The organism is Clostridium sp. Ade.TY, assembly GCF_000498355.1.
Taxonomy (GTDB): domain Bacteria; phylum Bacillota; class Clostridia; order Clostridiales; family Clostridiaceae; genus Clostridium.
The window spans coordinates 99,880-113,936 of the sequence record NZ_AVSV01000028.1; the positions used below are offsets into that span (position 1 = coordinate 99,880).

The 14,057-nt window shown below is 29.8% G+C and carries 14 protein-coding genes; 1 reads left to right on the top strand and 13 read right to left on the bottom strand.

The features are described 5' to 3' along the window. Nucleotides 1-12: 12 nt before the first annotated feature. Complete coding sequence (locus tag O212_RS0111025; RefSeq protein ID WP_024615163.1) at nt 13-2,568, bottom strand: calcium-translocating P-type ATPase, PMCA-type; 2,556 nt, start codon at nt 2,566-2,568, stop codon at nt 13-15. Between the two features lie 152 nt (nt 2,569-2,720). Here O212_RS0111025 and O212_RS0111030 point away from each other — a divergent pair, with 152 nt between their 5' ends. After that, entirely contained in the window at nt 2,721-4,361 is a 1,641-nt protein-coding gene (locus O212_RS0111030) for a putative manganese-dependent inorganic diphosphatase (RefSeq protein ID WP_029699332.1), read from the top strand. Nucleotides 4,362-4,391: 30 nt separating this feature from the next. Here the strand turns inward: O212_RS0111030 and O212_RS0111035 are convergent, their stop codons facing one another. The 12 genes from O212_RS0111035 to O212_RS0111090 form a co-directional block, all read right to left on the bottom strand. Then, nucleotides 4,392-5,030, bottom strand: a complete 639-nt coding sequence (locus tag O212_RS0111035; protein WP_024615164.1) for an HAD-IB family hydrolase — start codon at nt 5,028-5,030, stop codon at nt 4,392-4,394. A gap of 126 nt (nt 5,031-5,156) precedes the next feature. Further along, the gene (locus O212_RS0111040; protein ID WP_024615165.1) at nt 5,157-6,347 is read right to left on the bottom strand and encodes a pyridoxal phosphate-dependent aminotransferase; all 1,191 of its coding nucleotides are present in this window, start codon (nt 6,345-6,347) and stop codon (nt 5,157-5,159) included. A gap of 14 nt (nt 6,348-6,361) precedes the next feature. Then, nucleotides 6,362-7,183 (bottom strand): PHP domain-containing protein, encoded by an 822-nt coding sequence (locus tag O212_RS0111045; RefSeq protein ID WP_024615166.1) that lies wholly within the window; start codon nt 7,181-7,183, stop codon nt 6,362-6,364. Nucleotides 7,184-7,303: 120 nt separating this feature from the next. Next, on the bottom strand, nt 7,304-7,687 hold the full coding sequence (locus tag O212_RS0111050; RefSeq protein ID WP_024615167.1) for a DUF1292 domain-containing protein: 384 nt from the start codon (nt 7,685-7,687) through the stop codon (nt 7,304-7,306). A gap of 139 nt (nt 7,688-7,826) precedes the next feature. Then, the gene (locus tag O212_RS0111055) at nt 7,827-8,537 is read right to left on the bottom strand and encodes an MIP/aquaporin family protein (protein ID WP_024615168.1); all 711 of its coding nucleotides are present in this window, start codon (nt 8,535-8,537) and stop codon (nt 7,827-7,829) included. A gap of 89 nt (nt 8,538-8,626) precedes the next feature. Then, nucleotides 8,627-9,784, bottom strand: a complete 1,158-nt coding sequence (gene dhaT / locus O212_RS0111060) for a 1,3-propanediol dehydrogenase (protein ID WP_024615169.1) — start codon at nt 9,782-9,784, stop codon at nt 8,627-8,629. A gap of 46 nt (nt 9,785-9,830) precedes the next feature. Beyond that, on the bottom strand, nt 9,831-10,262 hold the full coding sequence (locus O212_RS0111065) for a heme-binding protein (protein WP_024615170.1): 432 nt from the start codon (nt 10,260-10,262) through the stop codon (nt 9,831-9,833). A gap of 17 nt (nt 10,263-10,279) precedes the next feature. Beyond that, nucleotides 10,280-10,795 (bottom strand): cob(I)yrinic acid a,c-diamide adenosyltransferase, encoded by a 516-nt coding sequence (locus O212_RS0111070; protein WP_024615171.1) that lies wholly within the window; start codon nt 10,793-10,795, stop codon nt 10,280-10,282. 18 nt (nt 10,796-10,813) lie between these two features. Then, nucleotides 10,814-11,176: a glycerol dehydratase reactivase beta/small subunit family protein gene (locus tag O212_RS0111075; protein WP_242829571.1), complete on the bottom strand. Its 363-nt coding sequence runs from the start codon at nt 11,174-11,176 to the stop codon at nt 10,814-10,816. A gap of 6 nt (nt 11,177-11,182) precedes the next feature. Next, the gene (locus tag O212_RS0111080) at nt 11,183-13,015 is read right to left on the bottom strand and encodes a diol dehydratase reactivase subunit alpha (RefSeq protein WP_024615173.1); all 1,833 of its coding nucleotides are present in this window, start codon (nt 13,013-13,015) and stop codon (nt 11,183-11,185) included. A gap of 23 nt (nt 13,016-13,038) precedes the next feature. After that, nucleotides 13,039-13,461 (bottom strand): diol dehydratase small subunit, encoded by a 423-nt coding sequence (locus O212_RS0111085; protein WP_024615174.1) that lies wholly within the window; start codon nt 13,459-13,461, stop codon nt 13,039-13,041. Between the two features lie 19 nt (nt 13,462-13,480). Further along, entirely contained in the window at nt 13,481-14,056 is a 576-nt protein-coding gene (locus O212_RS0111090; RefSeq protein WP_024615175.1) for a propanediol/glycerol family dehydratase medium subunit, read from the bottom strand. Nucleotide 14,057: the final 1 nt, after the last annotated feature.

Consider the following 14,057-nt stretch of genomic DNA (forward strand, 5'->3'; position numbering starts at 1 on the left):
TCTCTTTCTTAACTATCTTGCTTTTATAAATAAATACATACTGTTTATAAAAGCTATTACTCCTGAAAATAATAATACTATCATCCAGTGATTAAGCATAAGTGGAACTGTATGGAATATAGCACTTAAAAATGGTACATATAAAATTGAAAGCAACATTACTATTGATACTAAAACAGCTAAAACTAAATATGGATTAGTAAATAACTTTATTTCAAATATTGAATGTCTCTCTGATCTACATTCAAATACATGAAATAATTGTGACATTATTAAAGTTGAAAGAGCTATTGTCCTACAAGTTTCAAGATCCATTCTATAAAATCTTCCAATCATAAATGCTAAAAGTGTACAAACACCTATAAGAGTTCCCCTTATCATTATTTTTTCTGTAAGACCTCTTGCAAATACACTCTCTTTTTTCTCTCTTGGCTGTTGCCTCATTATATCACTATCTGCCGGATCAACACCAAGAGCAATAGCTGGCAGTCCATCAGTTGCTAAATTTACAAAAAGAATTTGTATTGGTGTAAGTGGATTTGGTAACATAAATATTGTTGCTAAAAACATTGTTAAAACTTCACCTAAATTACATGATAAAAGATATCTTATAAATTTTCTAATATTATCATATATATTTCTTCCCTCTTCAACAGCAGCAACTATAGTACTAAAATTATCATCCATAAGTATCATTGATGAAGCTTCTTTAGTAACATCTGTTCCTGAAAGCCCCATGGAAATTCCAATATCAGCTTCTTTTATAGCTGGTGCATCATTTACTCCATCACCTGTCATTGCAACTATATTTCCTTTTGATTTAAATGCCTTAACTATTCTAAGCTTATGACTTGGTGATACTCTTGCAAATACTCTAACTGAATCTATTTTGGTATAAAGTTCTCTATCTGTAAGACTTTCTAAATCTTGACCTGTTAAAACTTGATTTTCACTTTTACATATGTTTAAAGATTTTGCTATAGCAAATGCTGTATTTTTATGATCACCTGTAATCATTACTGGTTTTATTCCCGCAAGTTTGCACTTAAGCACTGCATCTCTTGCCTCACTTCTTGGTGGATCTATGCTTCCAGCAAGACCTACAAATATCAAATCATTTTCAAGCCTTTCGCTTTTTGTTAAATTATCAACCTTATAGGCTGCTGCAATACACCTTAATGCTCTAGAAGACATCGCTTCAATTGAATTACTTATCATTTTCTTTCTTTGATAAGTAAGAGGTTTTACTATCCCATCTTCATATATATAATTACTCTTCTCTAATATTCTCTCTGGTGCGCCTTTTACATAACACACTTCTTTCCCATTTTCATTAACTATTACAGACATCATCTTTCTAGTTGAGTCAAAAGGAATATCAAATACTCTTTTTACATCCTTAGTAAAATTTTTAACCTCGTCTACATTTTTAAAAAACATTCTAACCAATGCCGTTTCTGTAGGATCTCCAAATAATGCTCTATCTATTTTTTTACTCTTTTTATCAATTTGACAATCATTACAATGTACTAATACTGATTTTAACTTTAATATACCTTTAATATTATTTACATCTTCTTTTTCAAGTTCAACTATCTTTCCATTTATATATACTTCTTTTACTGTCATTTTGTTTTGAGTAAGAGTTCCTGTCTTATCAGAACATATTACAGATGTACACCCTAATGTTTCAACTGCTGGTAATTTTCTAACAAGTGCATTTCTCTTAAGCATTTTAGATACACCAAGTGCTAATGCAACAGTAACTATTGCAGCAAGTCCTTCAGGTATTGCAGCTACTGCTAATGAAACTCCAAGTAAAAACATTTCTCTAATTTCATTTCCTCTTATAATTCCAAGAACAGTAACTATTAAACATATAGCTAAACAAATAACTACTAATATTTTACCTAATGAATCTAACTTTTCTTTAAGTGGTGATTTATCCTCCTCTATATTTTGTAAAAGGTTTGCTATTTTTCCCATTTCGGTTTTCATTCCCACTTCTAATACTTTAAACAAACCTTTTCCTTTTAAAATATTTGTCCCCATAAAACCTAAATTATTTCCTTTGTTACAATCCTTATTAATTCCAACGGACTCACCTGTTAATAAAGATTCATCGACAACTATTCCAGAAGCTTCTAAAAACTCTCCATCTGCTGGTATTCTGTCTCCAGACTCTAATATAACAATATCTCCTATCGTTAAATACTTAGAATTTATAACCTTTATTCTCCCATCTCTATAAACTTTACAAGTAGGTGCTGCCATATCTTTTAGGGCTTCTAATGATTTTTCAGTTTTAAATTCTTGAAAAAAACCAAGTAATGCATTAACTATAACTATAATAAGTATTGTTATTGCATCTGCAGTATCGCCCATAAATCCTGATATAAGAGTTGCACCTATAAGTACCCAAACCATAAAATCATTGAATTGAGCCAATAATATTTTTATAAGAGATGCTTTGCCTTTTTGTTCTAATTCATTTAATCCAAAGCTTTTAAGTCTTTTTTCAGCTTCTTTTGTTGTAAGTCCTGGAATTATATTTTGTTCCTGTATCACTTTAAGAATTCCTCCTTATTTAAGCATTCTTATATATATATATTTAAAATTTGTTAACTTATGAAAAGTTTTGATTAAGTTATTACTTTACAATTTTTTATTTAGGTCGTACAATTATACTGTAAATTCATAAGATAAAGGAGGTAATGTCTTTGAAGAACGTAGTATATGTTACTGGACACAAAAATCCAGATTCAGATTCAATATGTGCTGCCATTTCTTACGCAGAGCTTAAAAACAAAACTGGTAATCTTCCAGCTATTCCTGTAAGACTTGGAAACGTTAGTAGAGAAACTCAATTTATTTTAGACTACTTTAACGTTCAAGCACCTGAATTTTTAGAGACAGTTAAATTAAAAGTTGAAGATTTAAAAATAGATAATATCAGTCCTATATCACCTGATATATCTTTAAAAATGGCTTGGAATATAATGAGAGATAAAAATATCAAATCAATTCCTGTAGGTGACTGTAATGATCATCTTATAGGTGTATTATCAATTTCAAACCTAACATCTTCATACATGGACATATGGGATAATAAAATATTAAGCAAAAGCGAAACAAGTATCGATAATATAATTGATACTTTATCAGCAAAAGCTTTATACATAAATGAAAATGTTAAAGTATTCCCAGGTAAAATTTGTGTTGCTGCTATGCAACCAAATTCAATGAAAGAACATGTTGATGAAGGTGATATAGTAATAGTTGGAGATAGACCTGAAATTCATGAAGAAGTTATTAACGAAAAAGTTTCTTTAATGATATTAATAGGTTCAAGCTCATTAAATGATGAACTTTTAGCTAAAGCTAAGGAAGCTGGAATAACAGTTATTTCAACTCCACATGATTCATTTACAGCTTCAAGACTTATAATTCAAAGTATCCCAGTAAGATACGTTATGGTTAAGGATGATATAGTATCATTCTCTACTGATGATTTAGTTGAAGAAGTAAAAGAAACAATGCTTGAAACTAGATATAGAAGCTATCCTGTAGTTGATTCTGAAGGAAAAGTTATTGGTACTATTTCAAGATATCACTTAATATCAAACTTCAAGAAAAAAGTTATACAAGTTGACCATAACGAAAGAGGTCAATCAGTACCAGGTCTTGAAGAAGCAGAAGTTCTTGAAATAATAGACCATCACAGAGTTGCTGATATTCAAACAAGCAACCCAATATTCTTTAGAAATGAACCTATTGGAAGTACATCTTCTATAGTTGCTAAATGTTACTTTGAAAATGGAATAAGACCATCAAGAGAAGTAGCTGGATTATTATGTGGTGCTATAATTTCTGATACATTATTATTTAGAAGCCCAACTTGCACAGAACAAGATAAATATATTTGCAATAAACTTGCTGAAATAGCAGGTATTAACTTAGAAGAATTTGCAAAAGAAATGTTTAAGGCAGGTACTTCATTACAAGGTAAAACAGTTAAACAAATATTCAACCAAGACTTTAAGCCATTTACTATTGGAGATACTAAAATAGGTGTAGCTCAAGTTAATACAATGGACATTGAAGGATTTATGCCTTTAAAAGATGATATGTTATCATATATGAGCAAAAAAGCTGAAGAAGCCGGATTTGATATGCTTATGTTATTATTAACTGACATATTAACTGAAGGCTCACAAATACTTGTTGCTGGAAAAGAACCTGAAATAGTTGAAAAAGCATTTAAAGTAGAACTTAAAGATTCTATGGCATTTTTACCTGGAGTTCTTTCAAGAAAGAAACAAGTAATACCACCACTTACAAATTCAATAATGAATTCATAAAAATAAAAACCATGCCAAAAGCATGGTTTTTTATTTCCAATTAAGTATTTCTATATCATTTTCCTTTTTAAAATTTATAAGATACGGATGCCCAACTAAATCTAAAAGTGGCTTATCTGATAAAGAATCAGAAAACATATATGAATCTTTAAAGTCTACTTCTAAATTATCTTTTTTTAATTCTTCCATTAATCTTCTAACTTTTTCTTCACCCTTACAATTGTGCCCATCCATTTCTCTCATGAAAACTCCATCTTTAAATTTAAATTTAGTTCCAATAACTTTATCTACTTCTTTAAATCTATAAAATTCATTTAAATAAAATTCTGGTGATGCTGAAATTAAATATATTTTATAACCTTTTGATTTTAAATTTCTCATCATATTTATAGCATCTTCATATAATATGTTGCTAAGGACGTCTCCATAAAACTCTTTAACTATAGATGCTAATTCTTTTTCATCTACTCCATCTATAAACTTAAGAAAAGTTTCTTTAACCTTCTTTTCATCATATATTCCTATGCCATACATAGCACCTGAAAATATAGCTCTTGGAAGAAACTTAATATTTTTCTTATCCTTACGTATCATATATTTAAAAAATTGCATTAATGTTTCTTTTTTTGTTATTGTAAAATCAACATCGAATATTCCTAGCTTTACCATATGTTCCTCCAAATCTTTTGATTACTATATTCTATTATATACTATTTATTAAACTTATTTAATTATTAAATAAAATTTTATTATAAAAAAAGTGATTAGCTAATATAAACTAATCACTTTTAATTATTATAGTGAATTAATAAAACTTTCTATTCTATCTAATCCTTTTTCAATATTTTCTATTGAAGTTGCATATGAAAGTCTTATATAATTATCAAGACCAAAAGCAATTCCTGGAACAACAGCAACATTTTTATTTTCAAGCAATTCCCTTGAAAAACTCATTGAATCAATTATTTTATTGCCGTTAATTTCTTTTCCATAAGTACTTGATACATTTACCATTATATAAAATGCACCTTTTGGAACAATATAATCTATTCCTTTTATTTTATCTAATCTTTCAACCATGTATAATCTTCTCTTATCAAACTCTTTTACCATCTCTTTAATACTTTCTATAGAATTTTTAATAGCTTCTATAGAGGCATACTGTGATACAGAATTAATATTTGATGTCATATGACTTTGTATACTAATCATATGTTTTATAACTTCCTTATTTGAAGCTGCATATCCAACTCTCCATCCAGTCATAGCAGATGATTTTGAAAGCCCATTTATTACTATTGTATTTTCATAAGCATACTTTGAAAGAGATGCTATACTTATATGTTCTTCATTGTCATATATTAATTTTTCATATATTTCATCAGATATTATTATTAAATTATTTTCTTCTGCAAAATTTGCAATATCCAAAAGTTCTTCTTTAGTATAAACTGCTCCACTTGGGTTATTAGGGCTATTTATAATTAAAGCTTTTGTTTTTTCTGTTAAAACTTCCTTTAAACAATCTATAGTATATTTATAACTATTATTTTCATTGGTATTTACCGTTACTGGAATACCACCTGAAAGTTTAATAAGTTCTGGATAGCTAACCCAATAAGGCATTGGTATTATAACTTCATCACCTTGATTTAATATTGCCATAAAAGCATTTGCTAAACATTGCTTTGCTCCATTGCTTACTATTATCTGATCTATTTTATAATCTAAATTATTTTCTTTTTTAAGCTTTTTACATATCTCTTCTCTAAGATTTTTTACCCCAGCAACTTCTGTATATTTAGTCTTTCCTTCTACCATAGCGCAATTAGCTGCTTTCAATATATTTTCTGGAGTATTAAAATCTGGCTCTCCAACTCCAAAACTAATTACATCAACACCATTTTCTTTTAATTCCTTAGCTTTCGCTGTAATTTCTAAAGTTATTGATGCTGATATTCCTTTTGCTCTTTCTGATAATTTCATTTTTATCCCCTCTTCTACTTATTGCTTTTTATATTAATTAATTTATTTAATAACTTTTCATTTATTCCTTCAGAGCCTATACAAACTTCCTTGTTATTCTCTCCATGAAAATCACTTCCACCTGTTATAGCTAATTTATATTTTCTACTTAAGTTATTAAATAAGTTTATTTGTTCTTTTGAATGACTTGGATGATAAACTTCAAGCCCACTTAATCCATAACATTTTAACTCTTTTATAACTTTTTCTATAACCATGCTTTTATATATTTTTCCTGGATGAGCTAAAACAGCTATACCACCAGCTTCTTTTATAACTTTTATAGCTTCTTTATAATTTAACTTTTCTCCTTTTACATAAGCTGGTTTTCCTTTCAAAAGATACTTTAAAAATGCCCCTTTAAAAGTATCTTCATAACCTTTTTTAACAATTTCACTTGCAATATGAGCTCTTCCAACGGATGAATTATCTTTTATAATATCATCTATATTTAATTCTATTCCTTCATTTTTAAGTCTATCTATTATTATTTTTGCTCTTTTTATTCTAGATTTTTTCAAATTATTTACTACATTATTTAAATTTTCATTTTCTATATCTATAAAGTATCCTAATATATGAATTTCAAATTCATATATCTCACTACTAAATTCTATACCAGATATAATATTTACTCCATCAAATTTTTCTTTAGTTATATATTGAGAATCAATAGAATCATGATCTGTTATAGAAATATATTTAACTCCATTTTTTTTAGATATTTCTAATATTTGTTCTGGTGTTAGTTTGCCATCAGAAAAGGTAGAATGTAAATGTAAATCTGCATATTTCATATAATTACACCCTCCTCACTTCTATAATGACTATACCGCTATTGATTTTATATGTAAATAATAAAATCTTATAAATATTTCTAAAAAGAGAGTGGCAAAATACCACTCTCTATTTAAATATTAGTCTTCTGCTAATACTTCTTCATAATAAGCTCTAACTTTATCAAATTCAGCTTCATCAGGTACTATTAATTCTTCATTTTCTTCTGAAACTCTGAATAGATATACTGAATCATCATCCATGTTTTTAGCTAAAACATATTCATTTTCTTCGAATTCAAAGGCATCTATGATTGGACATGATACTGTGTTTCCTTCATCATCTACTAAATCTACTACGAAATGATCGTGATGATCTTCTCCACATCCACATGCATCTCCATGTTCATGATTGTGTCCTCCACAGCACTCATGATTTTCATCATGATTATGTCCTCCACAACATTCATGTTCTCCTTCATGATTGTGATTTCCACATCCACATTTATTTAATTCTTTATCCATTTTCATTCCTCCTTTAATTAAGTCACATTACTTAACATTATAGTTTAATTGTACCCTTATTTTCCTTAAAATAAAAGCTTAATTTAAAACTTTTATTTTTTATAAACAACTTATAAAAAAAAGTGGTTATTAAACCACTTTAAAATATAATTCCATATACTATTGCAGATACTATAGCTCCTAATATAGGTGCTACTACAGGTATCCATGCATATTTCCAATCTGATCCTCCTTTACCTGGCACAGGTAAAATAAAATGTGCAAATCTTGGTCCAAAATCTCTTATTGGATTTATTGCATATCCTGTTGGACCTCCTAAGCATAATCCTATAGCCCAGATAAGTATTCCTATAGCTAATGGTTGAAGTCCATCAACAAAAGGACTTGATGAAATACCTAATATTCCAAACATTAATAAAAATGTACCTATAAATTCAGTTATAAAATTCCATTTTGGATTTCTTATCTCTGGAGCTGTACAAAATACTCCAAGTTTTGTAGCTTTATCTTCAGTAACTTCAAAATGATTATAGTATGATAAAAGAACTAATGTAGCTCCTATAAATGCGCCTATGAATTGAGCTAATATATACATTGGAACTTGACTCCAAGCAAACTTTCCTGTAACAGCTAAAGCTAAAGTTACTGCTGGATTAAAATGAGCTCCACTTATAGTTCCAAACATGAATACTGGAACTGCTACTGCAAATGCCCAACCTGATGCAATAACCATCCATCCTGAATTAAAACCTTTTGATTTTTTTAAAACAACGTTTGCAACTACGCCATCACCTAATAATACTAATATTGCAGTTCCTATAAGTTCCGCCATAAATGTACTTAAATTCATTAAAAACTCCTCCTGTAGTAAGAAATTATGTCAGTAAAATAGCCCCTTTAGTTATTAAAGCTAAAGGGGCTTTATATTATAACTTATAATTAGTATGCAGCTTTAAATATATTGATTATATCTTGTTCATTTCCTTTTCTTGGGTTTGAGAAAGCATTTCCATCTTTTAAAGCCATTTCAGCCATATATTCGAAATCTTCTTCTTTTATTCCCATATCTCTAAGTCTAGCAGGAATTCCGATATCAGTTGAAAGCTTAAACATTGCATCTATTGCTTTTTGTGCAGCATCCATTACTGATAATCCTTCTATATTTTCTCCCATAAATTCAGCTATATCAGCAAACTTTTGAGGATTTGAGATTAAGTTATATTTTTCAACGTGTGGTAAAAGCATTGCATTTGCTACACCATGAGGCATATCGTATAATCCACCTAATTGGTGAGCCATAGCATGTACATATCCTAAGTTAGCATTATTAAATGCCATACCAGCTAATAATGAACCATAAGCCATATTTTCTCTAGCTACTAAGTTTTCTCCTAAAGCAACTGCTTGTCTTAAGTTATTTGATATTAATTTTATAGCTTGGATTGCAGCAGCATCTGTTACAGGGTTAGCATCTTTTGATACATATGCTTCTACTGCATGAGTTAAAGCATCCATTCCTGTTGCAGCTGTAAGTCCTGCTGGCTTTCCAACCATTAACATTGGGTCATTTATTGAAACTAATGGTAAGTTTCTCCAACTTACAATAACAAATTTAACTTTTGTTTTAGTGTTAGTTATAACACAGTGTCTTGTAACTTCACTAGCTGTTCCTGCTGTTGTATTAACTGCAACTATTGGAGGAAGTGCATTTGTTAAAGTTTCTATTCCTGCATAGTCATAAAGATCTCCTTCATGAGTTGCTGCAATACCTATTCCTTTACCACAGTCGTGTGAGCTTCCTCCACCAACTGTAACAATCATATCACACTTTTCATCTTGGAATATTTTTAATCCATCTCTAACATTTGTATCTTTTGGATTTGGTTCAACTCCATCATAGTAAGCAACTTCAATTCCTGCTTCTTTTAAATATTTTTCAGTTAATTCAACTGCTCCACCTTTTAAACTTCTTAAAAATTTATCTGTAACTATTAAAGCTTTCTTTCCACCTAATATTTTACATCTTTCACCAACTACTGATATTGAGTTAGCTCCCATAAAGTTTACGCTTGGTACTAAATAATCGTACATTCTCATATCTAAATTCCTCCTAAAAATTATTTATATATTAATTTTATAAATATTAATATTCTTTATTAAAAGCATCAACTGCTGATTGTGCTATCGCCATGTCTTCTTCAACAGTTCCACCACTTACTCCAACTGCCCCAACAACTTGTCCATCAACTATTATTGGGAATCCACCACCAAATGGTACTATCTTACAATTGTTTGTAAGTTGTAATCCATAAAGACTATCTCCAGGTTTTACAACATTTGCTATTTCATGACTTCCTTGCTTTAAACATGCTGCTGTATAAGCTTTATTTATAGCTATGTCAATGCTTGTTATAAATGCATTTTCCATTCTGTGCATTAACATTAAGTTAGCCCCTTTATCTACAGCTGCAAATATAACAGGAACGTTCATTTCTGTTGCCTTTTCTTCTGCTACTTTTGCCATTTCTTTTACTATTTCTAAACTTAATTCTTTAACTTCATTTAATTTTTTCATAGTAATCATATCCTCCTTTACATCTCTTCAAAGAATCTTGCTACTGCAAATAGTGTATCTGATAAACGGTTTATATATTTTGTAACCTCATCTCTTAAAGATTCTTCTCTCTTTAAAGTTATTATTCTTCTTTCAGCTCTTCTACACACTGTTCTTGCCATATGTAAACTTGCTGACACTTCATTTTTACCTGGTATAACAAATTCTTTTAAAGGACCTGTTATTTCCATATATTTATCTGTTAGTTTTTCTAAAGTTTCTATATCCTCTTTAGTAACTATATCTTTTAAATATTTAATTCCGTCTTCATCACTTGCAAGTTCAGCACCTAAATTAAATAACTTCTTTTGTATACTTCTAAGTTCATCTCTTTGTTCTGTTAATTGAATTTTTGAATAAGCAAAGCCTATTGATGATATTAATTCGTCTACAGTACCATATGCTTCAACTTTAAGACTATCTTTATCTACTCTACTTCCTCCAAATAATGCTGTAGTTCCTTTATCACCTGTTTTTGTGTAAATTTTATACATAGTAATTACTCCTTAATATTATTTAAAAGCTATCCCTTTAACTAATCTTCCAGCATTAGAACCTAAGTTTCTTAAATTACTATTTTCATCATCTATGCTTATAGTAAATAAAGGTTTATCTTTTTCTAACTTATTTAATGTTAAAGTTATTTTGCCCTTACTATCAATTCCTATTCCAACTAAAAGTTTTGATTGCATTGATGCTAAATGGCTAAGTTCTTCTGAAATATTACAGTCTTTAGCTTTTAATTCAAAAGGAATTCCTTCTTCTTCTATTCCCCATAATATTTCATCAAATCTACTTAAATCTTTTAAATCATTTGAATAATATACATATATACTAGGAACTTCATACTCATAAGCTTTCATTACCATTGCCATAATAAATTACTCCATTTCATTACAAGATAATATAAGTCCAGTAGCAACAGCATTTCTAGGTCCTTCTGTACCTCTTATATTTCCACGACCTGCTACTACTCCATATTGTGACAATGAATCTGTAACTAATTGTGGAGTCTCAAAGTCTAATGATGATCCACCTACTAATACAACAAACTCAATATCTCTTATATTTCCTGTTGGTGAAACTATACTTAAGGCCCTTAAACAATTTGTTACAAATACTTTTTCTTTTGCCCCTCTTCTTATAGTCCTTATTTTTTCTATAGAAGTTTGTCCATCTATCGGTACTAATGTTCCATCTTTAATTATTACAACTTTTGAGAATACTGATGGATCTAAAGGCTCTTTAAAGAATTCAACTGTTCCATCTTCGTGTCTTATATGGAAAAGACTTTCAACTTTAGCTAATGGATGTTTTTTTATGTCTTCTGCTAAATTAAATGAATCAAGTCCTAACTCTGATTTAATAAGCATAGTTACCATATTTCCAGCACCAGCTAAATGTATTGATGAAATTCTTCCTTCTTTATTTATAATTGATGCATCAGTAGATCCTGCTCCCATATCTAATATGGCAAGAGGTGTACTACTTCCTGGAGTTGTAAGTGCTCCACGAATTGCCATGTCAGCTTCTACTCCACCAACTTCTACTGGTACATTAAGTTCTTCTCTTAATTTATCTGCTATCATTTGCATTTGTAATTTATCAGCTTTAACCATTGCTGCTATTCCAACTGCATTTTCAAGGGAAAATTCTTCTGCAAGACCACCTTTTACTTTTTGTGGGATAAAAGTATCAACTGCTAAAAGGTCTTGTATTTTTATATCTGATATTTTCTGCTTTGTAAGGGTTGCCATAACTTGTCTTACTCTTTCAAGCATTCCGCCAGCATTTGTACCAGCTTCACCCTTTACATCTTGTATTGGGACACATGCTCTTACAGCATCCATTATTTTTTCTGCTCCGTGTTCTACATCAACGCTTTCCTTACGATTCAATCCGTCTATATTTATACATCCTGCTGGTATTCTTTTTTCTTGAACATCTCCTTTTGGAGTTTTAATTACTACAGCTGATCTATTTCCTATAAGAGCTCTTGATATTGGAACTATCATTTTTGTCTCTTCAGCTGTTAAATTAAATACTGTTGCTATACCATAAGGGTTAGCTAGACTTTCTACTACTTCACCTTGTCCGGCAACTTCTACAGCAGCCTTCATGTCAACTGGTACTTTTTCAAGTAACATAACTTCATCTACAATAGGAATTTTTTTATCTAATCTATTGTTAATAAGTACTCCATCGTCTCTTTGAACTATTGCTGCTGTAACATTTATGCCTCTTCTTGTAGCATGATTTATTCTAGCTGCTGCTTCTAGGAAATTTATTTTACTTAATATAAGTGGTATAAAGGCTTCATCTTCTGATAATTCATTTTCATTTATATTTTCTAAGTCTTCTATATATATAGTTTTCCCTGTTCCGATTCCTATACCACCTGGTGTTTGTGGATTATGTCCTATCATTGTTGACTCTGTTATTATAGTTTCAGTTATAGTTTCCATAGCAACATCTCCTATAACTGGAGCTGCTTCATTTATTCTAACTAAATCTAAATCATTAAGAGTTAAAGATACTTTTTTTAATGATTGCTTTAAGGAATCAAATACACCTTCTATATTTTCTTCAGTACCTTTTATACCTGTTGTAGGAACTATACCACTTGAAAGAAATTCTATCTTTCCATTTTCTATTTTTGATAATGCTGTTTCCGTAGTAGCATTACCAATATCAACACCTGCTACAATTTTCATACTTTCCTCCTAAAAGAAATAAATTATTCTTGTCTTAATTTATTTCTCTTTTCGTATACTTCTACAGCTTCTCTTACGAAGTCTGCATTAACTTTTGCATCATATACATTTTCAAGTTCTTCTGCAATTTTTAAAAGATCTTCTTTAGTTGAACGGAATGGTCTTAATGCATTATACATTTCAAGTATTCTTTCATCTGGAACCTTTATAAGTTCTGCTGCTCTTCTAAAGTTTCTTGCTATTGCATCTCTATTCATACCTTCAGCTATTTGAGCTTGCATTTCTAATGTTTCAGGTGATATTCTAACGTCTTCTGGTTTAATATCTCCATTTAATATATTTTCTAATGTTATATCATTTAATTTTCTTCCAGTTGGTGTGCTTATATCCTCTGGTCTTTTAATTGCTAAAGGATAATCTTTAGGGCTCATTTTATTTGCTTCCATAAGTCTCTCTCCTTATCTTTTAGAATTTTACATCTATTTGTACTGGTTTTGCTCCAACTACTACATGCTTAGTTTCTTTTATGTGGAATAATGCTGCTATTGCCATAAATTTTGGTCTAGCCATTTGGTCATTTTTTGTAGGTACTGGAGTTGGTGACTCACCCTTTGCATATTTAGCTGCATTTTTACCTATTAATCTAAAAGTTTCTAAAGTTAATAATGGTGCTTGTGGGAATAATTCTAAATTGTTTAAAGGAAGTAAATCTTTTTGATGGATTACTGTTGTTCCTTTAGATTGAATTCCTATACCAATTCCTGATCCACTTAATTTTGCTGCATCATTTGCTATAAATGAAACATCTGATGTTCTTAATATTCTAACTACTCTTGCATGTAATCCTTCTTCTTCAATACCTGCTATAATTTCTCTTAAAATATCTTTATGATCTATATTAACTAGTGTGTGATGTTGAAATTTTTCAAATGCTGGGGCAAGTCCAATTACAACTTCATCCGCTCTTGTTCCAACTTTTGCTTCTCCTACTTCTGTAAGAGTAAGCTCTGGCATGACAAACTTATTTGCTCCATTTTCCATA

Bases quoted from the DNA above. Each gene is read 5' to 3' on its own strand.
- O212_RS0111050 (WP_024615167.1), bottom strand. From the start codon at position 7,687: ATGGATAAAGAATTAAATAAATGTGGATGTGGAAATCACAATCATGAA.
- O212_RS0111090 (WP_024615175.1), bottom strand. From the start codon at position 14,056: ATGGAAAATGGAGCAAATAAGTTTGTCATGCCAGAGCTTACTCTTACA.
- O212_RS0111070 (WP_024615171.1), bottom strand. From the start codon at position 10,795: ATGTATAAAATTTACACAAAAACAGGTGATAAAGGAACTACAGCATTA.
- O212_RS0111075 (WP_242829571.1), bottom strand. From the start codon at position 11,176: ATGGCAATGGTAATGAAAGCTTATGAGTATGAAGTTCCTAGTATATAT.
- O212_RS0111065 (WP_024615170.1), bottom strand. From the start codon at position 10,262: ATGAAAAAATTAAATGAAGTTAAAGAATTAAGTTTAGAAATAGTAAAA.
- O212_RS0111085 (WP_024615174.1), bottom strand. From the start codon at position 13,461: ATGGAAGCAAATAAAATGAGCCCTAAAGATTATCCTTTAGCAATTAAA.
- dhaT (WP_024615169.1), bottom strand. From the start codon at position 9,784: ATGAGAATGTACGATTATTTAGTACCAAGCGTAAACTTTATGGGAGCT.
- O212_RS0111045 (WP_024615166.1), bottom strand. From the start codon at position 7,183: ATGAAATATGCAGATTTACATTTACATTCTACCTTTTCTGATGGCAAA.
- O212_RS0111055 (WP_024615168.1), bottom strand. From the start codon at position 8,537: ATGAATTTAAGTACATTTATGGCGGAACTTATAGGAACTGCAATATTA.
- O212_RS0111080 (WP_024615173.1), bottom strand. From the start codon at position 13,015: ATGAAAATTGTAGCAGGTGTTGATATTGGTAATGCTACTACGGAAACA.
- O212_RS0111035 (WP_024615164.1), bottom strand. From the start codon at position 5,030: ATGGTAAAGCTAGGAATATTCGATGTTGATTTTACAATAACAAAAAAA.
- O212_RS0111040 (WP_024615165.1), bottom strand. From the start codon at position 6,347: ATGAAATTATCAGAAAGAGCAAAAGGAATATCAGCATCAATAACTTTA.